The 25,055-nt window shown below is 68.6% G+C and carries 23 protein-coding genes and 2 pseudogenes; 19 read left to right on the top strand and 6 right to left on the bottom strand.

Going from position 1 to position 25,055, the window contains the following annotated elements; genetic code table 11:
• Positions 1 to 20 precede the first annotated feature (20 nt).
• Positions 21 to 755, top strand: coding sequence for a GntR family transcriptional regulator (locus PV364_RS30790; RefSeq protein WP_319663741.1), 735 nt, complete (start codon positions 21 to 23; stop codon positions 753 to 755).
• A gap of 95 nt (positions 756 to 850) precedes the next feature.
• Positions 851 to 1,420: a DJ-1/PfpI family protein gene (locus tag PV364_RS30785; RefSeq protein ID WP_319663740.1), complete on the top strand. Its 570-nt coding sequence runs from the start codon at positions 851 to 853 to the stop codon at positions 1,418 to 1,420.
• Between the two features lie 242 nt (positions 1,421 to 1,662).
• Here the strand turns inward: PV364_RS30785 and PV364_RS30780 are convergent, their stop codons facing one another.
• On the bottom strand, positions 1,663 to 1,788 hold the full coding sequence (locus tag PV364_RS30780) for a hypothetical protein (RefSeq protein ID WP_319663739.1): 126 nt from the start codon (positions 1,786 to 1,788) through the stop codon (positions 1,663 to 1,665).
• 235 nt (positions 1,789 to 2,023) lie between these two features.
• Between PV364_RS30780 and PV364_RS30775 the strand changes: the two genes are divergently transcribed.
• The 11 genes and pseudogenes from PV364_RS30775 (at position 2,024) to PV364_RS30735 (ending at position 16,210) form a co-directional block, all read left to right on the top strand.
• On the top strand, positions 2,024 to 5,974 hold the full coding sequence (locus PV364_RS30775; protein ID WP_319663738.1) for a ThuA domain-containing protein: 3,951 nt from the start codon (positions 2,024 to 2,026) through the stop codon (positions 5,972 to 5,974).
• A 92-nt stretch (positions 5,975 to 6,066) separates the two neighbouring features.
• The gene (locus PV364_RS30770; RefSeq protein ID WP_319663737.1) at positions 6,067 to 8,100 is read left to right on the top strand and encodes a ThuA domain-containing protein; all 2,034 of its coding nucleotides are present in this window, start codon (positions 6,067 to 6,069) and stop codon (positions 8,098 to 8,100) included.
• Positions 8,101 to 8,160: 60 nt separating this feature from the next.
• Positions 8,161 to 8,378: pseudogene (locus PV364_RS41370) on the top strand (hypothetical protein); the annotation flags it as partial.
• Between the two features lie 296 nt (positions 8,379 to 8,674).
• Positions 8,675 to 8,761: pseudogene (locus PV364_RS41365) on the top strand (GntR family transcriptional regulator); the annotation flags it as partial.
• A 186-nt stretch (positions 8,762 to 8,947) separates the two neighbouring features.
• Complete coding sequence (locus tag PV364_RS30765; protein WP_319663736.1) at positions 8,948 to 9,094, top strand: FCD domain-containing protein; 147 nt, start codon at positions 8,948 to 8,950, stop codon at positions 9,092 to 9,094.
• Positions 9,095 to 9,184: 90 nt separating this feature from the next.
• Entirely contained in the window at positions 9,185 to 9,754 is a 570-nt protein-coding gene (locus PV364_RS30760; protein ID WP_319663735.1) for a DJ-1/PfpI family protein, read from the top strand.
• A 67-nt stretch (positions 9,755 to 9,821) separates the two neighbouring features.
• Positions 9,822 to 10,631, top strand: a complete 810-nt coding sequence (locus PV364_RS30755; protein WP_319663734.1) for an alpha/beta hydrolase — start codon at positions 9,822 to 9,824, stop codon at positions 10,629 to 10,631.
• A gap of 607 nt (positions 10,632 to 11,238) precedes the next feature.
• Positions 11,239 to 11,805, top strand: coding sequence for a hypothetical protein (locus PV364_RS30750; RefSeq protein ID WP_319663733.1), 567 nt, complete (start codon positions 11,239 to 11,241; stop codon positions 11,803 to 11,805).
• Positions 11,802 to 14,039 (top strand): M48 family metalloprotease, encoded by a 2,238-nt coding sequence (locus PV364_RS30745; RefSeq protein WP_319663732.1) that lies wholly within the window; start codon positions 11,802 to 11,804, stop codon positions 14,037 to 14,039. Before PV364_RS30750 ends, PV364_RS30745 begins: the two co-directional genes overlap by 4 nt.
• A gap of 776 nt (positions 14,040 to 14,815) precedes the next feature.
• The gene (locus PV364_RS30740; RefSeq protein WP_319663731.1) at positions 14,816 to 15,286 is read left to right on the top strand and encodes a DUF2690 domain-containing protein; all 471 of its coding nucleotides are present in this window, start codon (positions 14,816 to 14,818) and stop codon (positions 15,284 to 15,286) included.
• Positions 15,287 to 15,538: 252 nt separating this feature from the next.
• Positions 15,539 to 16,210, top strand: a complete 672-nt coding sequence (locus tag PV364_RS30735) for a transposase (protein WP_319663729.1) — start codon at positions 15,539 to 15,541, stop codon at positions 16,208 to 16,210.
• A gap of 1 nt (position 16,211) precedes the next feature.
• On the opposite strand, the gene PV364_RS30730 is transcribed toward PV364_RS30735, so the two are convergent.
• Positions 16,212 to 16,523 carry a hypothetical protein gene (locus tag PV364_RS30730; protein WP_319663728.1) on the bottom strand — a complete coding sequence of 104 codons (312 nt, stop codon included), beginning with the start codon at positions 16,521 to 16,523 and terminating at the stop codon, positions 16,212 to 16,214.
• A 440-nt stretch (positions 16,524 to 16,963) separates the two neighbouring features.
• Between PV364_RS30730 and PV364_RS30725 the strand changes: the two genes are divergently transcribed.
• Positions 16,964 to 17,398: a MarR family winged helix-turn-helix transcriptional regulator gene (locus PV364_RS30725; RefSeq protein WP_319663727.1), complete on the top strand. Its 435-nt coding sequence runs from the start codon at positions 16,964 to 16,966 to the stop codon at positions 17,396 to 17,398.
• A 68-nt stretch (positions 17,399 to 17,466) separates the two neighbouring features.
• Positions 17,467 to 18,327 (top strand): SDR family oxidoreductase, encoded by an 861-nt coding sequence (locus tag PV364_RS30720; protein ID WP_319663726.1) that lies wholly within the window; start codon positions 17,467 to 17,469, stop codon positions 18,325 to 18,327.
• A 518-nt stretch (positions 18,328 to 18,845) separates the two neighbouring features.
• Here the strand turns inward: PV364_RS30720 and PV364_RS30715 are convergent.
• Genes PV364_RS30715 through PV364_RS30705 form a run of 3 tightly spaced genes read right to left on the bottom strand, consistent with a single transcriptional unit; the run spans position 18,846 to position 20,816 of the window.
• On the bottom strand, positions 18,846 to 19,664 hold the full coding sequence (locus tag PV364_RS30715; RefSeq protein ID WP_319663725.1) for an SAM-dependent methyltransferase: 819 nt from the start codon (positions 19,662 to 19,664) through the stop codon (positions 18,846 to 18,848).
• Positions 19,665 to 19,695: 31 nt separating this feature from the next.
• Entirely contained in the window at positions 19,696 to 19,947 is a 252-nt protein-coding gene (locus PV364_RS30710; RefSeq protein WP_319663724.1) for a DUF397 domain-containing protein, read from the bottom strand.
• Positions 19,944 to 20,816, bottom strand: a complete 873-nt coding sequence (locus PV364_RS30705) for a helix-turn-helix transcriptional regulator (protein WP_319663722.1) — start codon at positions 20,814 to 20,816, stop codon at positions 19,944 to 19,946. The genes PV364_RS30710 and PV364_RS30705 overlap by 4 nt, the downstream gene beginning before the upstream one ends.
• A gap of 269 nt (positions 20,817 to 21,085) precedes the next feature.
• On the opposite strand from PV364_RS30705, the gene PV364_RS30700 reads away from it, so the two are divergent.
• Positions 21,086 to 21,532 carry an ATP-binding protein gene (locus tag PV364_RS30700; RefSeq protein ID WP_319663721.1) on the top strand — a complete coding sequence of 149 codons (447 nt, stop codon included), beginning with the start codon at positions 21,086 to 21,088 and terminating at the stop codon, positions 21,530 to 21,532.
• 178 nt (positions 21,533 to 21,710) lie between these two features.
• Here PV364_RS30700 and PV364_RS30695 read toward each other — a convergent pair whose 3' ends face one another.
• Positions 21,711 to 22,745, bottom strand: a complete 1,035-nt coding sequence (locus PV364_RS30695) for an aldehyde reductase (RefSeq protein WP_319663720.1) — start codon at positions 22,743 to 22,745, stop codon at positions 21,711 to 21,713.
• Between the two features lie 306 nt (positions 22,746 to 23,051).
• On the opposite strand from PV364_RS30695, the gene PV364_RS30690 reads away from it, so the two are divergent.
• The 3 genes from PV364_RS30690 to PV364_RS30680 all read left to right on the top strand — a co-directional run bounded on the left by PV364_RS30690 (position 23,052) and on the right by PV364_RS30680 (position 24,983).
• Positions 23,052 to 23,588, top strand: a complete 537-nt coding sequence (locus tag PV364_RS30690; protein WP_319663719.1) for a TetR/AcrR family transcriptional regulator — start codon at positions 23,052 to 23,054, stop codon at positions 23,586 to 23,588.
• A gap of 348 nt (positions 23,589 to 23,936) precedes the next feature.
• On the top strand, positions 23,937 to 24,371 hold the full coding sequence (locus PV364_RS30685) for a hypothetical protein (RefSeq protein ID WP_319663718.1): 435 nt from the start codon (positions 23,937 to 23,939) through the stop codon (positions 24,369 to 24,371).
• A 366-nt stretch (positions 24,372 to 24,737) separates the two neighbouring features.
• A complete protein-coding gene (locus tag PV364_RS30680; RefSeq protein WP_319663717.1) occupies positions 24,738 to 24,983 on the top strand; it encodes an Imm51 family immunity protein in 246 nt (81 codons plus the stop codon).
• The last annotated feature ends 72 nt before the right edge of the window (positions 24,984 to 25,055 follow it).

The following is a 25,055-nucleotide window of genomic DNA, read 5'->3' as shown; positions in this document are numbered from 1 at the left end:
AGAAAGGACCTCACGTCACGATGGACGACGAAGCGATGATCGCGAGGGGAAGTGAGGCCATGACGGGCGGAACGCCGCCGGGAAAATCTCGTGGCCGGCTTGCCGACGAGGTGTACGACACGCTGCTCGGACAGCTGATGTCGCTACGGATAGAGCCTGGCTCCCGCGTCACGATCGACGTCCTGGCGCGGGAGCTGGGGGTCTCGCAGACGCCGATCCGGGACGCTCTGAACCGGATGGAGGCCGAGGGCCTGGTCGTGCGTGTGCCCCATGCCGGGTATCACATCCCCCCCCAAATCACCCGCCAGCGATTCGAGGACATGCTCGAGCTCCGCCTGCTCCTCGAGCCGGCAGCGGCGCGCAGATCCGCCGAACGCGCGTCCTTGCAGCAGGTGGCCGGCCTGCGACGAATGCTGGAGGAGATGGCGGAGCTGGAGGGGGGCAGCGGGCCCATGGCCTATGGCGCCTTCGGGCTCCGCGACGCGGCTTTTCACGATCTCGTCGCCCTGAGCGCGGAGAACCAGGTCATCCGCGAAGCGCTTGCTCGCCTGCACACGCACGTGCACCTGTTCCGGCTTCTCCACGACACCCAGGTCACTCACTTGGCCATGGCCGAGCACGAAGAAGTTGTGGCCGCGATCGCCGCGCGTGACCCCGATGCCGCCGCCTACGCCATGCGTCGGCACATCCTGCTGTCCGGCGAGCGGTTCCGGCGTTTGCTCGACGCGGCCAAGGGCTCGGACGGAATGGTGTAAAGGCTTGACGGGCGGACTGGGCCGAGGAATGCTCGCACAATCGGATCGGATCGGATCGGATCTGCCTCATCCGCCTCAGATGCGAGGAGAAGCAGGTGCCCAGAGCGCTGCTCCTGACCGGCGACGCCGCCGAGGAGCTCGACACCATGTATCCCTACTATCGCGTTCAGGAGGGCGGCTGGGACGTTGACGTCTCGTCACGGACGATGCGCGACGTTCAGCTGGTCATCCACGAGTTCGACCCCAACTCCGACGCCTACGTGGAGAAGAACGGCCGCAAGCTGCCGGTCGACGTGCCCTGGACCGAGGTCGACGTCGAACGCTATGACGCCCTCATCATCCCTGGGGGACGTGCCCCCGAGTGGATCCGGGTCGACGCCGACGTCAGGCGCATCACCGAGCACTTCTTCGCGCGCAACCTCCCGATCGCGCTGGTGTGCCACGGCGCGCAGGTGCCGGCCGTGTACGGGCTGCTCAAGGGCCGGAAGACAGCGTGCTTCCCCCCCATCACCGGCGACATGGAGAACGCGGGCGCCACCGTCATCGACGCTCCCGACGTCGTGGACGGCAACCTCGTCTCCTGCCGGGGATGGCCCGACATGCCGCAATTCGGCAGGGCGATGATGGAACTCTTCTCGAAATCCATCAACTCCGCATCGGCATGACCCCACCTGGCCTGCCCTGATGAGGCCCGAGCCACTTGCCGACCTGTGCCGCCGCCATTGTCATGCCCCGGTCGTCAGAGGTCAGGCCTCTGGCAATGTCGGCCATCTGGTGGCTCGATCGTGGCCAACCTGTTCTACCCGCGAGTGATCGTCATCGGAGGCGATTTCGCCTCGCCGGCCCAGTGACTGCTGCGCTACGCACAAGATCAGCTGCGACGGCTCGTGGTGGCAGCTCCAGCCGCTCAGTGCCGATTCGTCGCCTCCACGCTCAGCTTCGGCGCCGCCTCCACGCTCAGCTTCGGCGCCGCCTCCCGCGGCACGGCGAGCATCGTGATCAACGACATCATCGACGACCCGATCGCGATCACGGATTTACCCAGGCCGACACCTTACTGACGGCCCCACAGACCTGGAGATCACACTCTCCAGCAACCGCAATATCAGCTACCACCCAGTGGCAATGAGCGCGACGGCGCGCGCCGTGCCTGACATCCCCAGGTAGGAAGGGTTTTCATGTCACCACGTCATCGCCCGTGGGCCAGGCTGCTCGACGCAGCCCTGCCAGAAAGCGGACGACGCCCGAGACGTCGCACCGCGACCACGATGGCCTTAGCCCTCATCGCCCCGTTCCTCACGCTCGTCGCGACGCCGGTGAGCGCCGCGGCCCCCACGGCGGCTGAGCCCGCTTCCGTCGCTGCGCCGGCGCCGCCGCAGCAGCCCGCGCCTCCCGCCAAGCCCGCACCACCGGACGCCCGCTTCAAGGTGCTCGTGGTGCGCAGCACCCAGGACGCGGTGTCGTCGGCCGGCCTGGCCGCGATCCGGGATGCGGCCAGAACCGGTCATTTCACGGCCGTGGCGCCCAAGCCCGCTGACGTGGGCGACCAGTTCACGGAGAAGAAGCTGGCGCAGTACCGCGCGGTCGTGTTCCTGGACACGGGTCTCGCGAGCCCGCTCACGGACGCTCAACGCGCGACCTTCGAGAGCTACTTCCGCGACGGCGGCGGCTTCGTCGGCGTCGGCTCGGCGGTCGAGACCGACGAGTCCTGGTCGTTCCTGACCGATATCCTGGGGACGCGTGCGTCCGGCAGGACCGACGTGCAATCGGGTGACGTGAAGGTCGCCGACCGCGTCCACGACGCGAGCAAGGATCTGCCGCAGATCTGGTCGCGGACCGATAATTGGTACAACTTCAAGAAGAACGTCCGCGGTGTGTCACACGTCCTCGACACCGTCGTCGAGGACCCGTTCGGGCCGCAGCCACAGGGCGCCGACCTCGACGGGATCGCCGGGGGCACGATGGGCGCCGATCACCCGGTCTCGTGGTGCAAGGACTACCAGGGCGGCCGCTCGTTCTACACCGGCCTTGGCAACACGGCCGCGAGCTTCGACCCCGGCCTCACCAAGCACCTCAAGGGCGCGATCGGCTGGGCCGCGGGCCAGGCCGACCCGGCCTACAGCGATTGCGGCGCCACCGTGCTGGCCAACTACCAGCAGACGAAGATCGGCTCGCCGCCGAACCTGCAGGAGCCGATCGGTTTCGACCAGCTGCCGGACGGCCGCGTTCTGCAGACGGACCGCCTCGGCTCGCTGCGCATGCACGACTCGACCACGGGTGTCACCACGGTCGTCGCCAACTTCGCCGATCCGAGCCTGCCGATGACGCAGCAGATCTACTCCGCGGGCGAGGACGGGCTCTACGGCCCGGCGGTCGACGCCAACTTCGCGACCAACAAGTGGGTCTACCTCTACTACTCGCCGAAGGAGGTCACCGACGTCAAGCTGAGCGACGGATCAGTCGTCACCCAGACCACGCCGAACACCACCCCGCCGAACGTGGCGGCGTCCAAGACCGCGTGGGATCCGTACGTGGGCTATTTCCAGCTCAGCCGCTTCAAGTTCGTCGACGCCGCCGACGGCACGCCGGCGCACCTCGACATGGGCTCCGAGCAGCAGATCATGCGCGTGCCGGTCAACCGCCAGGAATGCTGCCACGTCGGGGGCGACATCGACTTCGACAAGCACGGCAACCTCTGGATGGTCACCGGCGATGACACGCCCGCGGGCGGCATCAACGCCGGCGGCTACGGGCCGTACAACTCGCAGAAGACCGACGAGCAGCAGACCGTGCGCGTCACCAACGCGACGGGCGGCACGTTCACGCTGACCTTCGAGGGTCAGACGACGGAGCCGATCGCGTGGAACGCGGATCGCAATGCGATCGACGCGGCGCTCGAGGCGCTCTCGAACATCGAGGCGGACGAGATCCAGACCAGCGGCGGCCCGGTCAACACGTCGAGCGTCAACGTGTTCTTCCGCCGCGGCAAGCAGCAGTCCGATCAGTCGCAGATCACCGCCGACGGCTCCGGCCTGACCGGCACCGCCACGCCGGCGATCGCCACCAGCACGGCGCAGGAGGGCGGCTGGTATCAGCGGCTCACCGGTGACTCGCGCCGCACCGCACTGAACACCAACGACCTGCGCGGCAAGGTGCTGCGGATCAAGGTCAAGGACGGCAGCATCTCCGCCGCCGACGCCAACAAGGCCGCCTTCGGCCCCGGCCACGGCCCCGGCGCGGGCGTGGGCGCCTACTCGATCCCGCCGGGCAACCTGTTCCCGCTGGTCGCGGGCAAGCCCCGGGACAAAACGCGGCCGGAAGTCTACGCGATGGGGTTCCGCAACCCGTTCCGGATCCAGGTCGATGAGAACGACGTGGCCTACATCGGCGACTACTCGCCCGACGCCCAGACCCCGCAGCGCTCGCACGGCCCGGCGGGCACCGGGCGCTACGAGATCGTGCGCAAGCCGTCCAACTACGGCTGGCCGACGTGCTACAAGCGCGACCTCGCGCACTACCAGTGGAACTTCCACGAGTTCGCACCCGGCACCACCACACCGGGCACGCCGCTGAACGACCCGCCTCAGAAGTTCGACTGCAACGGGCCGACGCAGCGCAACGACTCGCTGTGGAACATCGAGGGCGGTCCGACGGTCGAGCCGGGCCTGAGGGACGTCCCGCCGGTCACCGACCCGGACATCTGGTACTCCTACCGCGACAACAACACGAGCGCGCCGCTCGGCACCCCGTGCGAGGCCTACTACGCGCCGACCCCGGGCCCGATCGCTCCCGGCTCGACGAGCGAATGCCCGCGGCTGTTCCCCGAGCTCTACACCGGCGGCGTCGGTCCGCACGGGGTCACGAAGTACCACTACGACCCGAAGAACCCGAACCCTCACAAGTTCCCGCCGTACTACGACGACTCGGTGATCATCAGCGAGTGGACGCAGGACACGCTGCGCGAGGTCAAGCTCGACAAGCGGACCAACAGCGTCCAGAAGATCAACAACTTCCTGGATTGCGGCAGCCGTGCGAGCGCCGGGGCAGGCACGTTCCGGTTCGAGTGCGACAACCCGATGGACTTGCAGTTCGGTTCTGACGGCGCGTTCTACCTGCTGACCTACGGCAACGGGTTCAACGTCATCAGTCCCGACGCGGGCATGTACAAGTGGGAGTACGTCAAGGGCAAGCGCGCGCCGAAGGCCGTGCTCACCACGGACCGCACCGACGGCTCAACGCCGCTGACCGTGAAATTCTCCAGTGCCGGCTCGCTGGATGAGGATCCCGGCGACTCGATCCGCTACGAGTGGAACTTCGGTGACGGCTCGGCGATCGAGACCGACCCGAACCCGGCACACACCTACACGCAGTCCGGCCGCTACACGGCCGTGCTGACCGTGCTCGACTCGTCCGGCAAGCAGACCTCGACCAGCACCGTGATCACCGTGGGCAACACGAGCCCGACGGTGGCCGTCGATACGCCGGTGGAGGGCGGGACGTTCGCGTTCGGCGAGGACATCCCGTTCTCGGTCACGGTCACCGACCCCGAGGACGGGACGGTGGATTGCTCCGAGGTGCAGGTGACGTTCGTGCTCGGCCACGACGCGCACGGCCACGCCGAGGAGTCCGTCAACGGCTGCTCGGGCGTGCTCCACACCGACGCCGACGACGTCTCACACGGCGGCAACGTCTCCGGCGTGGTCCAGGCGCGCTACACCGACCACGGCGGTCCGGGCGGCGTCCCGCAGCTGACCACGACCGGCCAGCACCAGATACGCCAGAAGCACCAGGAGGTGGAGTTCGTCGTCAACCAGTCCGGCACCAACACGGCGACCAACACCGACGGCGCCGCCGGCGCCGGCGTGCACCGCGGCAGCCTTGGCTCGGGCGACTGGCTCCAGCTCAACGGCCCATTCAACCTGACCAACATCGATTCGATCACGTTCCGCGCCGCGGACGCGGCGAACGGCCGCACGGCCGGGTCGCCGCTGGCGGCAATCGAGGTCCGTCAGGACTCGGTCACCGGGCCGATCCTGACCACGGCCAACCTCATGTCCACCGGCGGGACGGGAACCTGGACGACCCAGACGTTCCCGGTCTCGATGTCCGGGACGCATGAGCTGTTCCTGGTGTTCCGCCCGGTCACGGGTGGCGCCACGGGCGGCAACCTGTTCAACCTCAACTGGGCCGAGTTCGTCGGTTCGGGCGTCGGCACCTAGCGAACCCGCCCGTGCCGACGAACCCGGGTTCGTCGGCACGGGCATCCGCACCCAGCCCACCCGCCTGTACAGCGGCAGGAGAGAAGACACTCATGCGGAGAAGATTTCGCACATCGGCAGCGGCCGCCTTCCTGACAGCGGCCGCACTCATCCCCACGACACCGTCGTGGGCACAGGAAACGACACCGCCGACGATCAACGTCGCGACGCTGTCGCCCTCTGCGCCGACCGGCCAGAACAACTGGTACACCGGCCCGGTGACGCTGAACGTGTCGGGGACCGACGACGTCGGCATCGCCAAGTTCCAGTACTCGCTCAACGGCGGCGCCGCATACATCGACGTGCCCGTCGAGGGGGCGCCGACGTCGGCCACGGCGTCGGCGGTGATCACGCAGGAGGGCAACACCAGCGTCCGGTACCGCGCGGTCGACACGTCCGGAAACATCGCGGCGTTCCGCTCGATCTCGGTCCGGATCGACACGCGCGCGCCGGCCGCATCGTACCCGGCGATCACCGACGGCCACGTCGGTCACGTCGCCACGCTCATCCCGACGCGCACGGACCCCACCCCCGGCTCGGGCGCAGTGGCTGTGCTGAACATGTACCTCGACGGCAAGCTGGTCCCGCCGTTGCCGGTGCAGACCTCCGACCTCTCGCTCGGCGTGCACACGCTCGCGGTGCATCTCTCCGACGCTGCTTCCAGCAGCGCGAAGTACACGCAGACATTCATCGTGACGACCTCGTTCACGGACGTCGGCACGCTGATCAACCGCTTCGTGACGGCCGGCAGCGTCCCGGCGGATGTCGGCGAGGCGCTCCAAGCCAAGGTCGACCAGGCGAAGGCGCTCGCCGACGCCGGTTCGGCCAATCGCGCGACCCAGCTCCTGAACGGGTTCGTCACGATCGCCGGCCGGATCCCGCCCGGCTCGGCCCGCAGCACACTCGTGGGCGATGCTCGCTACCTGATCGACCAGCTCAACGACCGGCTCCCGCCGGAGCCCGCGACAGGCCTCACGTCCGAGCCCGCGCAGGGCCCGAAGTTCATCCCGGACCCGGTGCTCGCCCCGCTCCCGCACAAGCCGGACGCCGACTACAACGTCCTCATCTTTTCCAAGACGACGGGCTTCCGGCACGACCACATCCCGCACACCGTGGCCGCGATCCAGAAGCTCGGCATCGCGCACAACTTCAACGTCGACGTCTACGACCCGCAACTCCCGACGGTCACGCTGCCCACGAGCCCGTTCCTGAGCCTCGACACGCTCAAGCAGTACGACACGATCGTCTTCGAGTCCAACGTCGGGCACCCGGGCCCGCTCAATGCGACCACCGAGCAGCCGAACTTCGAGGCCTACATGAAGCAGGGCGGCGGCTATGTCGGCATCCACGGCGCCGCCGACTCGTTCGAGGTCGGCACCTGGCCGTGGTACGGCAACCTCGCCGGTGGGTTCTTCACCAGCCATCCGAACGGCCAGAACGGGTTCGGCCAGTGCGGCAGCTGCATCCACGCCGAGGTGGTGACCGAGGACAAGACGCACCCGGCGACCGCGCATCTCCCTGCCCGGTGGATGACCGTCGACGAACTCTACAACTTCGACCGCAACATGCGGGCCGACGTGCACACGCTGCTGAGCCTCAACGAGGACAGCTACCAGCGCAGCCTCAACAGCGGCAACGCGGCCACCAACCCGCTGCAGCTGATGAACGGCGACCACCCGATCGCGTGGTGCCAGAACTGGGACGGTGGCAAGGCGTTCTCGAACATCCTCGGCCACTTCCGGACGCAGTACTACGACGACGCGTTCATGCAGATCATCCTCGGCGGGATCGAGACGACCGCCGACCGCACGGACGCCAACTGCTCCTCCTACCGCGAGACCAGCCTGCTGATCAAGGCTGACCGAGCCAACGGGCTGCTGACCGCGGACGCCGCGGACGCCGCCGGTGCCGCCCTGGACATCGCGCGGGACAGCTACCTGGCGACCAAGTACACCACCGCCATCCCGGCGCTGAACTCGATCGTCGCCCTGGCCAACGACCAGGCCTCCGGCGACGCTGCGGCGCGTTCCGAGCTCGCGCGGCAGGCGCGCGAGCTTCGGGAGTGGATGCAGAACCTCAACCGCTGACCCGTTCACGCGGCGGGGGCGGCGAATCGCCGCCCCCGCCGCGCTGACGCTGGAGCGGGCGCCGTGGACGGCTGCATCACGAAAGCGCCCTCGGGCGACGAGAAAGCCGGACGCTCTCCGGTCGACCGGGGCTGCGGCGCCGCACCGAGAAGGACGGCAGCGCCGTGGACTTCTGCCTCTACCTCGCCGCGACTCTGGTCACGCCCCGCATGCGCATCCGCCGATCGACCAGCCGCTACCGCTGGAACGGCCGACCCACGACCCGACGCCTCAAGTGATCCATTTGCCGGTCGGTCTTAGGCGGTCGAAGTAGGGCGCTGGCGGGCGGTTCCGCGATGGGTGAAGGATGGCCGGCATCCGTCACCTTTCCTATACGATCCGAATGGACGTCACCATGCAGCAGCGGTGCGACCGATGTCAACAGGTTCGCAAAGACGCAAGAAAGATCCTCACGTCACGATGGACGACGAAGCGATGGTCGCGAGGAGCCGTGGGGCCATGACGGGCGGAACGCCGCCGGGAAAGTCGTGGCCGGCTTGCCGACGAGGTGTACGTCACGCTGCTCGGACAGCTGATGTCGCTACGGATCGAACCTGGCTCCCGCGTCACGATCGACGTCCTGGCGCGGGAGCCGGGGGTCTCGCAGACGCCGATCCGAGACGCTCTGAACCGGATGGAGGCCGAGGGCCTGGTCGTGCGCGTGCCTCATGCCGGCTATCACATTCCCCCCAAATCACCCGCCAGCGATTCGAGGACATGCTTGAGCTCCGCCTGCTCCTCGAGCCGGCAGCGGCGCGCAGATCCGCCGAACGCGCATCCTTGCAGCAGGTGGCCGGTCTGCGACCCCATGGCCGAGCACGAAGAAGTTGTGGCCGCGATCGCCGCGCGTGACCCCGACGCCGCCGCCTACGCCATGCGTCGGCACATCCTGCTGTCCGGCGAGCGGTTCCGGCGATTGCTCGACGCGGCCAAGGGCTCGGACGGAATGGTGTAAAGGCTTGACGGGCGGACTGGGCCGAGGAATGCTCACACAATCGGATCGGATCGGATCTGCCTCATCCGCCTCAGATACGAGGAGAAGCAGGTGCCCAGAGCGCTGCTCCTGACCGGCGACGCCGCCGAGGAGCTCGACACCATGTATCCCTACTATCGCGTGCAGGAGGGCGGCTGGGACGTTGACGTCTCGTCACGGACGATGCGCGACGTTCAGCTGGTCATCCACGAGTTCGACCCCAACTCCGACGCCTACGTGGAGAAGAACGGCCGCAAGCTCCCGGTCGACGTGCCCTGGGCCGAGGTCGACGTCGAACGCTATGACGCCCTCATCATCCCTGGGGGGCGTGCCCCCGAGTGGATCCGGGTCGACGCCGACGTCAGGCGCATCACCGAGCACTTCTTCGCGCGCAACCTCCCGATCGCGCTGGTGTGCCACGGCGCGCAGGTGCCGGCCGTGTACGGGCTGCTGAAGGGCCGGAAGACAGCGTGCTTCCCCCCCATCACCGGCGACATGGAGAACGCGGGCGCCACGGTCATCGACGCTCCCGACGTCGTGGACGGCAACCTCGTCTCCTGCCGGGGATGGCCCGACATGCCGCAATTCGGCAGGGCGATGATGGAACTCTTCTCCAAATCCATCAACTCCGCACCGGCATGACCACACCTGGCCTGCCCCAGTGACGGCACTTCGGACCATCACAGTCGACGGCTCGCCCGTCCACGTCATGGAGAGCGGCACCGGGCCCGCGGTGCTGATGCTGCACGGCTCCGGACCCGGTACGACCGGATCGGGCGCCTGGGCAACGACGGCACAGGCGCTGGGCACGTCCTGGCGCCTGGTGGCTCCTGACCAGGCGGGGTTCGGCCGTACACCAATCCCGGCGGGCACCAGGGGTGGGCTCCGGCTGTGGACGGAGCAGGCCGCGGGCCTGATGGATGCTCTCGGGATCGAGCACTACGCCGTGGTGGGCCACTCCATGGGCGGTGCCGTGGCACTGGCGTTGGCGGCCGCGCGTCCCCAGCAGGTCACCCGTGTCGTGGCGGTCTCGACGATGGGCGCCCCCGGGGCGCCGCTGTCCGCCGAGCTCGATGCGGTCTGGGCCGCCCCCGCCGGCCCGCTCGGGGCACGAGACATGTTGAGTCGCCTCGTCCTCGACCAAGCGCTCGTGACCGAGTCGGCCGTCGCTGCCCGTGCAGCTGCGATGCGAGTGGGGGCGGCCGCGTTCGCGTCGTTGTTTCCTCCGCCTAGGGCACGTTGGGCCGACGAGCTCACCCTCTCGGCGCAAACGCTGGCAGGAATCCGCGCGCCCGTGCTGCTCGTCCACGGCGCCGAGGACCGAGTCACCCCGCTCGGAACGGCAGCCCTGCCCCTGCTCGAACACCTGGCCGATGTCCGTCTGCACGTGCTCGGCCGATGCGGGCACGTGCCGGCGCTCGAGCACCCGCACGACTTCAGGCGACTCCTGTCCTGCTTCCTCGGCCGGGAACGGGACTGTAAAACTAACGGCGGATCCGATGATCAAGGCGCCAGATGACCGAGACCGCCGTTGAGTCCGTCAAGCAGACCACCGAACCGGATGCGCTGGGAAGGCAATGGATCCGGCGCAGCGGCGGGCGGGCTGTCCCGACTGGACTCAGTGAGTGCCGGGGCGGCTTCCTCGAGGGCGGTGGCTTCCGGGGAGCGGGACACGGGTGTGGTACAGGCGGTGAGTTGCGCTCACCACCCGGACGGCAGATGCGTCGGGATCGGTGAGTCTTCGCGGCCGCAACTGACCCTCAACGCTCAGGGGCGTCACGTCACCGCCCAGCGCCCACAACGCCTGCTCCGAACCGGGCGGGCGATACACCAGATCCACCCCGGTGCGCCTCACCGCGCGAGCCAAGGCTCCAGCCCGCCGCGCAGGGCCCGGCGGGTCACCGGCCACCAGTCGGTCGACGCAGCCTGGTCGTCAAAACGAGGCATCCGACTTGTCTCAGGCGCTCATCCGGCAGCAGAAACGAGACCGGGAGCTGGTGTGCCGGCGTGGCCCGCTCCGTTCACGAACGAAGCGGCCCCCAGCCGAAAAATGGGGCCGCTGCTGGTCTATTTTCACCGGCAGACGCGCCGACAACTCGGAACCACGAGCGCGGGGGCCCGCCGGGGTGGCAGAGTTCCTTGGACGGACCGTCGAGGGCAGGGGCACGGACGACATGCGCGGGTACGACCAGACCCTGGCGACCCGGCTCGCGCGGCGCGCGGTGGAGGCCGTCGCGCCGGAGGAGCTGCCGCAGTTCGCCATGACGGCGGAGGCCTTCCACCGCGCTCCCCCGTCGTCGTGGTTTGTCGCCCCGGGCCGCGATGAGCCGCTGGGACTCGGGCTGGAGACGGTTGCGACGCTGCTCAGCGCCACGGCGCTCACGGCATCGGTCCACGTGCTTGACCACCTGGCCCAGCAGGCCTCCGAGCGGGCCGCGGAGTCCGTGGGGCGGCGGGTGTGGTTCAGGTTGGGACGGCGGCGGGCTGCGGCCACGCGACCCACAGTGACGGCCGAGCCGCCGTCCGCCGCGCAGTTGACCGAAGTGCGACGGATCGCCAGGCAGACGGCCCTGCGGCTGCAGGTGCCGCAGGAGCAAGCCCGGGCGATCGCCGACGCCATCGTGGCGGAGCTGGCCACCATCCCCGCCGGGCCGGCCGGGCCGCCCGGGAGCCCGGAGGGATCCACGCCGTGACCGCGGGGGTCCCCGCCGGCCGGGCAGGGCGGGAGCGCGACCCGTTCGGCCTCCCCTCGGGCACCACCGCGCGTTTCGTGCTGCTGATCACGGCTGTGACGACGGCGTCGGCGACCCTGGTCAACAGCGTGTCATCGACGGTCCTCACCTCGGTCGAGCCGCGGCAGATGCTGGCCTACTACCAATGCGCGACCCGCGCGACACAGGACGCGGCCCGCGCGCGCAGCGCGCATCCGGGCAGTGGCGCCTCGGCCTTCGTCTTCGACTGCCACGATCCGCGGGCGGGCACGGCGTGGGCGGTCACCGCCACAGCGACCGCTCTCCTGCTGCTGAGCGTCGGATGTGTCTACGTCTGCCTGCCGGCGTGGCGGAGCCGCCGGCGCGGCTACCGGGAGCTGACCGGTGTGCCGGAGCTGTCGGCGTATCTGGAGGAGCTCACGAGGACGACAGGGCTGTACCCCCGGGTCACGTTTCTGGCCGAACCCCTCGAACCCAGCATCGACGCCCTCGCGTTCGGACGCGCGAGGCGGCGGCAAGTGGTGCTGAGCGGCGGGCTGATGGCGCTGTTCGCGCGAGACCGGGACGCGTTCCGGTCGGTGGTGCTGCACGAACTCGCCCACATCCGCAACCGGGACCTCGACGTGGCCTTCCTCACCCTCATCGTGTGGCGGATGAGCGGACCGCCCCTGTTGTCCTTCGCCGTTCTCGCCGTGCCGGGCAGCCTAGCCGTCCTCGCCGTACCGGGCAGCCTAGTCGCCGGTCCAGAGCTAGCTGCTGCCAACCTCACCCACGCCGTCCGCATCGGCCTGCTGGCGGTACTGGCCGCCTTCCTCAAGAACTCGGTGCTGCGCAGCCGGGAGTTGCACGCGGACGCGCGGGTGCGGAGCTGGGAGGGATCCGCGGACTCACTGCTGCGGTTGTTCCGCAGCTACGGCCTGCCGTCCGCGCCGCGTTCCAGTTGGCGCTCCGCGCTGCTGCGGGTCCATCCGACGGCGGCGCAGCGCGAGGGGGCGCTGAGGGATGAACGTCTTTTGGACCGGGCTGGCTTCTGGGACTTCTGCGCGGTGGGGGCCACGGCGGCGTTCCTCTACGACTTCTTGGAGCTGGGGCCCATTGGGGGCGGCAGCCAGACCGGTACGGGCACCGAGGCGCTGGCCACCGCGCTGGCGTCCGCGCTCCTGGTCGGGGCGACGGGCACCGCGCTGTGGCGGGGGTCGGCCGGGGCCGCCGGAACGGTCGATCCGGCGCGGATCAGGAACGCGGGCCTCGGCCTCGCGCTGGGTGCGGGAGTCTTACACCTGCTGTCGCCGACCGGGGCCTCCAGCGCGGCCATGCTCGGCGGAAGGGGGGTGACGCTGATCATCCCGTACGCGGCGCTGGTGGGTCTGTCCGGGCTGGCCACAGCGGGGTGGCTGGCGGCGGTGGCCCGTTCCTGGACCGCTTTGCCGGACCGCTGGCGCCGTCCACGGCTGATGGCCGCCGCGGTACTGGGTGCGTCGGCCGCGGGCCTGGCCCCCGCGTTCGACTATCTGATGCAGCTGCCGCCCCTGACGCTGTATGCGGCGTCATTCCTGTTCCCGGACACCCCCGGGGCGCTGGTCTTCGTCTCGGACTTCGTCACCTTGTCCGTCGGCGTCGCAGCGTCCGCCCTGACGCCCCTGACGGTGGCAGCGGTGCTGATCCCGATCGCCGGACAGTACGTCGCGGGGCGTGCGGCACGGGGGCGACCGGCCACCGGCTTCGGACCTCTGCAGCCGACGGCCGGCCCCCTGGTCCGGCTGGGCGTTCCCGTCGGCCTTGCCGCGGCCGGTATGGGCGTCCTCATGGCGCTGCTCGGGGTCTTCTCCTTCTGGGGCATGATCCTGGTGATCTGCGCCGCCCAGATCGCGGCGGCTCTGTGGGCGACCCGGGACTACGCCCCGTTGCCTGTCGTCCGGGGTCTGCTCGCGGCCTACGGGTCGGGGGCGCTGGCGCTGCTCGGCTGGTTCCTGCTGATGAAGATGTTCGGGAGCTGTGCGCTCGGGGCCGGCACTTGCGCGGCCCTGCCCAGCCCGGAGGACATCTTTCTTGGGCTCACGCTGCCGTCGCCGGGGGCGTTGGCAGCGTGCGCGGTCCACGCGGGGCTGCGCACGCTGGGGCCGCGTCCAGCTGGCCAGTCACCGCGGGGCGGGGGCCGGCGAGGGCCGGGCAGGGCCGCGATGACGCGGAAGGCCACGGCCTTCCCGGGCTGGTGACCCAGCGGGCCCAGTGCGACGCGTAGGAGTGGGTGTGCCGGGCGCGGCAAGGACGAGCGAGCTCTGCTCTTCTCCCCTGAGCGGCGCCCTCCTGCTTCACGATCTTCCTGAACTCCACGGTGGCAGCTGTGGCCGCCTGCTGCGGCGGGCGCCGACCCGCGACCCCGAGCCCGGCGCCCCACCTCGCAGGTGACGACGCGGCGGTGTAGCCGCCCAGGCCGTCGGTGCTGGATGTGGGGATCTCGCCGGTACGCCCGTCGGCGATCGACCACGGGTCTTGGTCTTCCTGCCCCACCCCTCCACGATCCGGTGTGCGGGCGCCTCGCCCTTGGTGAGCAGCTCAAGACGGGTCGTCTCGTCGGCGAGCCGGAGCAGCGTGCGGACGAAGTTGCGGACCGTGTCAGCGAGTTGTGCCTGGTTGCTCATCGTCTCTTCCTTGGACTGTGCGCCCGTTTGCGAGGGCACCCCCGGCGGGAGTCCTCCGGCAACAACAATTGATGACCGGTGCATCCGGGAGGGTGTTCAGTCCTGGTTGAGGCTGTTGCGGGCGGTTCGTGCGGAGCCATTACTCGATTCCACTATGGCCCGCGGCTCACAATCCACTTCCGAGGCAAAGGTTTATCCAATTCCGGAGTGACATGGTTTCCTCACATTCCGCCACGTGGCTGAAAAATGCCCAATTCCACTTAACGCCAAAGCCTTTCAAGGCACACGGGGCGTGTGTACTGTGCCGTCCGGCAACAACGGCAGTCTCCATTCCTCGACCAGGAGGTCAGATGAAGAGCACGGTTGCGCGTATCTGGCGTTCGGCCCGCATTGCCGCGGCCTTGGCGGTGGTCGCCGGCGCGGCGCCCATCGTGATGAGTACAGCAGCTCACGCCGCCACCTACGACGGTCAGACAGCCAGCAGCACCAGTTGCTGGAACGACCGGCGAATCGTCGCATCCACCTATCTCTATGCGGGCTCATACAATTCCGGCGCCATCATCGACCTGTACTACAGCCCGTCATGCCGTACTACCTGGGCCCGTATCGAGCACGGCACAATCGCGGCCCCCGGCGACAATGTCGGCGGTATCGCCCAGATCATCCGGAACAGCGATGGCCGCACCTACACGTGCCACGTGACCAGCAGCAGCGGCACGTGCTACACGGCGATGGTCAATGACGCGAACGTGACCTCGTACGCATACGGCATCGAGGACGGTGGCGCCTTCTATGCTACCGGGCGGACGTCGAACTACTGAAAGACCGGGTGCGGTCGCGATCAGGAAGTGATATCGGTCCTGCTCGCAGGCAACTGCCGTACGCCGTACCCGTCCATCTGAGCGGCCCTTGAGGACCGCACTTAGCCGTCGACCCACCCTGCCGCCCATGTGCGCGGCGGGGGCGGCGGTACGTGCCCAGCAAGGGGCCCGACTGCGCCGCGGTCGGGCCCCTTGTATGCGTCGGCTCTCTTCGCCGCCCTGCCGTTCACCGTGTCGGCCGGACGCCGGATCATGCCAGGACGAGTCCGAGCAGGCGGTGCGACTTCCGTGGGCGCGGGCCGCCGCCCGGACTTTCGGCAGGGGCGCCGCCGGTACAAGCCACCCTGGAATCGCGGGCAAAGACCGAATCCGCACCCCGAGGCGGTCGTACCGCTCCAGCAGCATCGCCGGCTCGGTCTTCGGCGTCGCCCCCGCCGCCGAAGTACCGGAAGACGGACGTCATGGACCGCCGTTCTGGACGCCGTCGGGCTTGGACCGGCCAACGACGCCACCGCGGTGACCGCCGTCCAACTGCGCGACGTCGCCACGCGGCTCCGGCAGCCCGGCCGACGCAAGCCTGGCGACCCGGACATGCTCATCGTCGTGGACTCCGGCCACGACGTCACCCACCTCGCCCACGTCCTGTCGGACCTGCCCATCGAGCTGGTCGGCCGATTGCGCTCGGACCGTGTCATGCTCCGCGACGCCGGCCCGCGCCGCTCTGGCCCACGCGGGGGCCAGCCAGCCCCCGAACACGGTGGTGTCCTCACCTTCGCCACGCCGAGACCTGGCACACACGCGCCCAGCCCACGGACACCGTCAGCACCCGCCTATGGCACCGCAGAAACTCTGACCCGGGACCGGATGCACCCCCGCCTGCAGGCCCGCGGCCCTGTCCCGACCACTGCGGTGAACTCCGGCTGATTCACGGCACGTTGATCCGCGTCAAGGTGGGAGACGATACGGGTGATCGTCTTGGGAGTCGCGCCAGCACGTCGCCTTGAGCACCTTCGCCGGCCTGCGCCTGCGTGATGCCCCAGGCGCCTTCCGCCAGAGCAGGGGCGCCTGCCGGTGCTTCCGCGTAGAGACCCTCCATCTGCCCGCGCAGCACCGCAACCTCGTGCTCCAGCAGCCCGACCGCCTCCTGCAGACTGCTGCGCCAGTGCTCGGTCCTCCAGCCGGCGTTCTTCCAGCAGGGCCTGCTGGGGTTGGCCGGCGCGGGAGGCTGTGTACTCACTCTCGCTGTGGATCATCAACTCCATCGACTGGATTTCATGGACGGCGACCGGTGCATGGCCACCGTCGCTTGGACTGCCACTGCGGCGGCAGCGGGATCGCGTCCGGCATCAGCGCAGGCACCGAGCCGGCGCCCGTGGCGGGCAGCACATCGCGCACAGCAGCCCGCTCATCTTCTGTGCGCACCGCACGGACAGCCAGGACTTCCAGGCCGCGCTTCCCTGGACTGATGCAGACGTCGTACGAACACCCGGTCCTCCACGACGTTGCGCCGAACACCATGACTGGCGGCACCGACGACTTCGAGGTCGCGGGTCGCCCTGTGGGCGGTCCCGGTCGCCGCGGGAAGCGAGACGGAGATCGCCGGGACGCTTACGGCCGGCAGGACAGAGCCCGGTGGAGCGCTTGACATGAGATTGGTGTAGATACAACATTGAAGAGGTGAGTACCTCGGTCGACGAAATTGTGCAGGACTGCCTGGCGGTGCGCATCCGGTTGATAGGCCGGATGGTCACCAGTCTCTACGACGGCGCCCTCGAGCGTCACGGGGTGACGATTGCCCAGGTCAACCTGCTGGCCGCCCTCGGGAAGGTGGGCCCGTGCCCGCCGGCCAGGCTCGGCGAAGTGCTCCAGCTGGAGAGGTCCACGGTCAGCCGGAATCTGCGCCTGTTGGTGAACCAGGGCTGGATCGAGCCCTCGGCGTCCGACGCGAAGGGCATGCGCGAAGTCGCGCTGACGGATGCAGGCCGGACCAAGATCGAGTCCGTGATGCCCGAGTGGCGGCAGGCCCAGCAACACGCTGCCCAGCTTCTGGGGGCGGGCGCGACGACGGTTCGAGAGATCGCGAGCGAGATGGGCTACCCGCCGGACGTATAGCGGTCACAGGGGTAGTGCGAGGGCTGCCCCGCGTGTCGATGTTGCATATACAACGAGAGAGGACTGTCATGGGTGTCTCATTTGCGAGCAGGGTTGTGCTGATCACGGGTGCTTCTCGGGGGATCGGCAGAGCCGTTGCGCTGGCGTTCGCCCGGGAAAGGGCGCTGCTGGTCCTTGCGGCCCGCTCGGCGGAGCGGCTTGCCCAGGTCGAGGGCGAAGTTCGCGCTCTGGGGGCAGAAGCACTGTCGGTACCGACGGACGTGACCTCCCCCGACGAGGTAAGGGCCCTGGTGAACGCCGCGGTGAGCCGGTTCGGACGGATCGACGTGCTGGTGAACAACGCCGGGATCGGCAAGGTGGGCTGCGTCGAGTCGGAGACGTTCGAAGACAACGTCCGACAAACGATGCGGGCGAGCCTCTTCGGGATGATCAACGTAACGCAGCGCGTGCTTCCGGTGCTTCGGCGGCAGGGTTCAGGGGCGATCGTGAACATGTCGTCCGTCATGGGACGCAAGGCGTTCGCCCGATTCGGCTCGTACGCAATCGTGATGCACGGCGTTTCTGCCTTCTCGGACAACCTCCGCCAGGAGGTGGCCGACGGCGGCATCCGCGTATCGGTGATCTATCCGGCGCTCACCGCAACCGACCTGCTGCGGGAGGCGAACGAAGCGGAGATGCCGCCCCCGTTCCGGCACATGACGCCGCTGTCGGCGGACGCTGTGGCGCGCGCGGTGGTGGCCGCAGTGGCGAAAGGGAAGCGACGTGTCGTGCTGCCGCGCATGGCGAACATGCTGCTGCTCGGCGAGGCGCTGTCGCCTCGCATCGGCGACCTGATCGCAACCGCTCTGACGAAGCAGCGAATCGCCAGGCTCTTCAGGATGAGCAACGGGAAGACGTACCACGAAACGATCGCGGGATACCCCGGCTGACGAGGCGCCGCCAGTACACAGCACGTACGTCGTAAGGCCGCTGCTGCACACCGCCAGAAATACTCATCAAAAATCCAACGACGTACTACTGACGCAAGACACTAGTGCATCGACCAGGGCGGCCCCATCCGGGATCGGTGCGGATGGGGATGGAGATGGGGCCGCCACTTCCAGGATGCATCCAGGGAAGGCATTGGCCATCGCGGCATACCAGGGCACACGCACGGCGCGTGCCCCTTCAGCAGACGCGGCGCCCCGGGGAACGAGCCCCGCGCTGTCACTCACTTCTGTTCTTTTGTGCGGCCCTGTTCCCAGGAACACGCCCCGGTGACCGGGACGGGCCTGCGTGCGCATATCTCCTGGACAGCCCGTGCTGGCGGGTCGGCCTGCGTACGAGGCGCCTGCGGCTTCTCCGAGTGCTGGGGGTTCCACCTTCGTCGAAAGGCTTTGCACGTGGCCGCTTGACCGGAAGGAAGTGGTGGGCCGCCTTGGGCGGCTCACCGTGCCCGCTGGTGTGACTATGGTTTGATGCCGACTCCGACCCAGAGGCTGACTTCGGCGTCCGTGAACTGTCGGGGGGCAACGTTGTTGGCGGCGGGCCGCCAGCGGTGACCGACCGTGATTCCGGGATCGAGGAGGTCGAGCCCGTCGAAGAAGCGGGCGACGTCTTTCTGGGTGCGGAACTGCACGGGGGTGCCGGCGTTGGTGTAGATGGCGGTGACCTTCTCCCAGGTAGGCGGGTCGAAGTCGGGCGTGCAGTGGCTCAGAGCCAAAGCGCTGCCTGAGGGCAAGGCCTCCAGCAGGCGCGCCACGATTCCGTAGGGGTCCTGGGCGTCGGTGACGAAGTGCATGAGGGCATTCATGGACAGCGCCACCGGTCGGCCCAGATCCAGCACGGCCGCCAGTTCGGGGGCGTCCAGGAGGTCCTCGGGACGGTTGATGTCCGCCTCTATGTACGTGGTGCGACCCTGCGGCGTGCTGCGCATCAAACGCTCGGCGTACTTCAGGACGAGGGGGTCGTTGTCGGCGTACACCACCCTGGCCTCGGGAACGGCGGCCTGAGCGACCTGGTGCAGGTTCGGTTCGGTGGGGATGCCGGTGCCGATGTCGAGCCATTGGCGGATGCCGTGCTCCACCGCGAGGACCTGGGTCGCCCTGTGCATGAAAGCGCGGTTCTCCCGTGCGCAGGTGAAGATGCCCGGGTACACGGTGGCCACGGTCTCGGCCGCCTGCTTGTCGACTTCGAAGTGGTCCTTCCCGCCCAGGTAGTAGTCGTACATGCGGGCGGAGTGCGGCCTGCTGGTGTCCAGGTCCCGCGCAGCGTGGGAGTTGCTCATCCTGTCCCCTTGTCGTGGTGAGCGTGGTGGTTCAGCCGACCGTCAGGTGGTCGGCGAGGCCGTTCTTGACCCCCGCGATGAACGCGGTGATCTCTTCGGGTGTGTAGATCAATGCCGGACCGGTGGGGTCGGTCGACTGCCGCACCGCCACTCGGCCGTCATCGAGTCGCTTGGTCTCCACGCACTGGCCGCCGTTGGGGCCGCTCCACGGGCACTCCCAGCCCTTCTCGCCGAGGTCCGTTGCGGGCATGCCGTTGTAGACGCGATCGTCTGTGATGGTCATGAATACTCCTTGCGCATACGGTTCAACAGGGCCCTGCTGTTCTCGGAGGAGGTCAGCAGGGACATCCGGTTGTGCGCCTCGAGGTGGGCCGCGACGTCGGAGCGCTGATCGAGATACATGGAGGCGGAGAGGATCTCGCTGTAGACGATGTCCGGCAGCTCCGGCTCCTCGAAGCGGAAGTATGTGAAGGGCGCACATGCCCCGACGTGGGCGCCGGCGGCGAACGGAACGATGTCGAGGCTGACATGCGCCAGCGCCGAGGCCTCCAGCAGCCGGTCGATCTGATCCCGCATCACATCGGGGCCGCCGACGACCCGATGCAGGACGGCTTCCTCCATCACCACCCACAGCGTGGGAGCGTCGGATCGGTCCAGCAGGCTCTGACGCCGCAGACGCAGGTCGACACGGCGGGCCAGGTCTTCCTCGGTGCCGTTGGGAAACCCCGCCCGCAAGATGGCCCGCGCGTAGGCCTGTGTCTGCAACAGCCCGGTGACATAGTGCGGCTCGTAGGTGCGCAGTGTCCGCGCGCCTGTCTCCAGACTCACGTAAGCGGTGAACCACGACGGCAGCACATCGCGATAGGCGTGCCACCATCCCGGCTCGTTCGCACGCTCGGCCATCGCGATGAATTCAGCGATCTCGTCCTGCCCCGCCCCGTAGGTCTCGAGCAGCTTCTCGACGTAAAGAATCCTCAGGCCGACCTCGGCCTTCTCCAGCCGACGGATGGTCAGCGGCTTTACGCGCAGGGCCTGTGCGGCATCATCCAGGGAGACCCCCGCGCCACGCCGCAAATCCTGTAGGCGCTTGCCCAGGATCATGCGGAGAACGGTGGGTGCACTGGTGGCTGCGCCCGAACGCGCATCGCTCACGGACTACCTCCTGAAGGTCAGTCATCGACCCCATTCTGACAGCGACTTGGGTAGCACGCCAGACCGATACGGCCGATCTGAAATTATCAGGTGTTCGGTTGCAGCGTGAACGGGCCTGCGGGCATAGTTACTCCTGAGCGACACAGGCGAACGCGAACGTGGGGAGCAACACGCGTGCGTGCTAGCCGACTTGGCGTGCCTTGGCGACGGGGGGCGCGGGCCTGCCGAGACACTCTCATCGTGCACGTTTCCCATGGAAGGCGACCGCCGTGGCCCCCCACACGACTCCCTCACCCCGGTCCTTAGCGGCGTCCTTCCCGCACCTGGCCCACTGGTTGGAGCTGCCGGCGGAGCGCGCGAGCGTGAAGGTCGCCCGTCACGCGATGGGCGAGCGGCTGACCTTGTGGGGTGTGCCGAGCGAGACGCGCGCGGATGCCGTGCTGATCCTCTCCGAGCTGGCCACCAACGCCGTCGTTCACACGCTCAGCACCCGGATCCTGTGCGGCATCACCCTTGCCGCGGGCCGGCGCCTGCGTATCGAGGCGCACGACCACGACCGTGGACACCTCAGCCCGCCCGCGTGCACCCCGGGCCCCGAGGACGAGAACGGCCGGGGGCTCATGCTCGTACGGCAGATCTCGGAGAAGTGGGGCGTCACCCGGTCCGTGCGCACCGGAGGCAACGCAGTGTGGGCGACACTTCTCACTTCTCCTTGAGGCGATCCACTCCGCTTCGCCCGGCGCCGGTCGGCGACACCTCCGGCACCCCGACCGCATCCGCGACCGGCCATCAGCTCCCCCGAACAAGGGCCGCCGGCTGCACCGCCCGCCAGGCCACCAGCGCGCGAGCGAAGGGGCCGCCATCGCCGTAGGTGTCGGTGTCGGTATCGGTCGTTTACGAGCCGGTCTTCGTCCCAATGCCGTGGGCGAGAAGACTCTGAGCGGTGTCCGCGATGGTGTCCTCGATGGGCCGCGCTCGCCACCCGAGAAGCTTCTCCGCCTTGGCGCTTGTGGCGTCGAGGTCCCGGCCGAGCTGATGCCTGAGCAGTCGCAGTTCCGGGTTCACCATGCCCAGTGCGCGCGCAACCCAGACGGGCAGTTCACGGGTCGGGGCTTTCGCGGCCCGCTCACCGAGGCGGTCATGCAGAATGCGTGCGATGTCGATGACGCGCAGGCTGTGTCCGGCGATCGCCAGGAAGCGTTCGCCGGCGGCTGCCGGATCGGTCATCGCGCGAAGGTGCAGATCCACGACGTCACGCACGTCGACGAAGCCCATCCCGAAGGGAGGGCACGCAGGAACTTGTCCCTCGAGCATTCTGCGGACCAGCCGCAGGGACGGCGGGTCGTCCAGTCCGAGCAGGGGCCCAAGAACCCCGACGGGATGAACCGCTGCCAGTTCCAGGCCACCGCCTTCGTCCTGGATGAACTGCCATGCGGCGCGTTCGGCGAGTGTCTTCGACCGCTGGTAGGGCGGGATGTCGCTGTCGACGTTGGTCCAGTCCTCCTCCGTGAACGGGGTCGAGCGCGGGGGGTGCCCGATCCCGATGGCGCCGAAGGCACTGGTCAGGACGACTCGGCGCACGCCTGCGTCGCGGGCGGCGCGCAGCACCCTCAGAACGCCCTCGCGCGCCGGGACCACCAGGCCGTCGTCGTTGACCGGGGTGTGGCGCAGGGTCGGCGAGGCGACGTGGAGGACGAACTCGCAGCCGGTGACGGCAGCGTCCCAGCCGTCGGACTGTTCGAGATCGGCGCGTACGACCATGAGACGGTCGTCGCCAGACAGTGTGGCCGTGTGCAGCAAGGAGCGCAGCGCCGGTTCACGCCGCAGGTCGCGGACCGTGGTGCGGACGGCGTGCCCGGCATCCAGCAGGGCCCGGATGCACCAGCTTCCGATGTACCCGGTTCCTCCGGTGACCAGTACTTGTGCCATGTGCCTCTCCTCAACTCTCGATTCGTGCGGCAAAAAGGGGTGTCGGCGGGCGCGGCGCCGGTGTCGAAGAAGTTGATTCCCATCTCCACCACGTGCCGGATCAGCGGTCGCGCGTCCCGCTCACCCATCGGCCGGACGGAGGCCCGACGTCGGGCTCGTCGTAGGCCATCGCACCGATCGCGATCGGTGCTACGTCCACGCAAGTCGGGCCGAGCTTGCTGTCCTGCATGACGCCCCCCTAAAGTAAGTGGAGAGCTTCTCCGGATACTGTAATGGAGAGGTTCTCCACTTAGCAAGTGAGGTCTCATGGTCCGTGCAGACGCCCGCGAGAACCGGGCTCGCATCCTCGCGGCCGCCCGCGAGGCACTCGCCGAGGACGGTCGCGCCTCGATGAACCAGGTCGCTCAGCGCGCCGGGGTCGGCGCCGGCACTCTGTACCGCAACTTCCCCACACGCGAGGCACTGGTCCTGGCCGTCTATCAGGACGAGGTGAGGCGTATCGCCGGCACCGTCCCCGACCTGCTGGCCCGGATGCCGCCACTTGAAGCGCTCCGTCACTGGACGACCGACCTCGTCGAGGCCATGCGCACAAAGCACGGCCTCGGCGACATCCTCAGCCCGGATGCGCAACAGGCGATCAGCGAGCAGAGCTACGGGCCGGTCATCGCCGCGCTCACAGAACTCCTCGACGCCGGTAAAAGAGATGGCAGTATCCGCCCGGATGCCGACCCAGGAGACTTCCTCCATCTCACCGGAGCGTTGCGGCGCGCCGCGACCAGCCCTCAGGACCGGGCACCCCACATGCTCGCTCTGATCCTCGATGGACTCCGCCCGCACCGATGAGCGGCGCGCACGCGACAGGGCCGCGCCACGGGCAATGGTGAAAAGCCGGCCACTCAACCTGTTGAAGTGCCCAGCTGGCTGCGGCGGTGGACTCCTGCGTCCAGACATCCCTATGGGGTGGCAGGGACGCGTGACTCACGCCCCGCATTCCACGCGCCCTCGCCACGGACGGCGATGTCGCGAAAAGGCTGCCGGTCGGCATGGGCCACGACCAGCACCCCGGCAGATGAGAACTCGGCATGCTCCGCCCCGGCAGGCAAAGCCCTCTCTGCTGGCCGCCGCGCTCTGGGTCCGTCGCCCGTTCGTAGACTGGTCGGCGCCCCACCAGCGACGCCCAGGAGGTCCCCCATGCGTCCTGATCGTTTCGAGACGTTCGCCATCGACACGGTCCGCCAGGCCGGACACCCGCTCGTCAGCAAGGTCCTCACGCTCAAGGAGGCCGGGGAGGGCAGGCAACCGTACGGCCTCGAGGTCCAGTTCACGACGGGGACAGCGCTGCGGTGGCAGATCATCGCGGAGTCCGCGCCGGGCGACAAGTACGACCAGCCGGAGGTGCCGGTCGAAGGCGAGGCGCCGATGGCGCCGCTCGGCGAGGTCGACCTGGCGGCGAAGCCGGACCGGGTATCAGGGGAGGCGTGGCTTGCACACCTGCTCTCGGCGGCCGGCTCGAAGGAGCTGGCGTCGATCGAGGAGTGGTCGAAGCGGGAGGAGACCAAGGCGGGGCACCACGGGATGACGCTGCGGTTCCACTCCGGGGCGAAGGTGTACGTCCGGGCGGTCTGACAGGACAAGGCCCCCGCCGCGTGCCGGTGCGGCAGGGGCCAACCCATGGCGATGAGGGCGGCGGGTTCCGTTATACCGCCCCCTGCACCTGCCCAGTGTGACCTGGTGATGAGGATGGTCGAAAACGGCCAGGGATGCTGCTCGCCTCAGTTCGTCTGGCGTTCAACGAAGTGGGGATTAATGGGGAGCGACCAGCATCAGCGCCAGGGCCCGGCAACCGAAGGTTGCCGGGCCCTGGCGGTCTGTAGGGGCTAATGCCGTATCTGGACGGGATCACCGGGGTGGGAGCTGGGCGTGAGAAGATCGCGGCCGTGACCATCCAGCTTCATGACCTCGACGGCGAACACTCGCTGACGTTGGACGTCGGTGGCCTGCCTGCCGACGCGGCACGAGCCGAACGGGTACTTCTGGGAAGGTCTCGTGCAGTTTGCCTGTCCGGACATTGCTAAGCGCCTCGACTTCGACAGCGAGGCCGGCATGTTCTGTGCGGTCGGGACTCCGAGTGATCTCGCGCAACTCAAGACGGCCCTTCAGTCCGTCATCACAAGCTCCGACGCGGTCCGCGACATCATCGCCCGGGCGGAGACCTCGGGCTTCGAGTTCGACGATTAGCCAACCGGGCAGGGCCCCGACCTCCTCGACACCGTCTGTCCCCAGCTCGACGTGTGAGCCGGGGACAGACGT

Origin of the sequence: Streptomyces sp. MI02-7b (assembly GCF_033793585.1) — a bacterium.
Lineage (GTDB): Bacteria > Actinomycetota > Actinomycetes > Streptomycetales > Streptomycetaceae > Actinacidiphila.
This window is presented reverse-complemented; position numbering and strand designations above follow the sequence as displayed.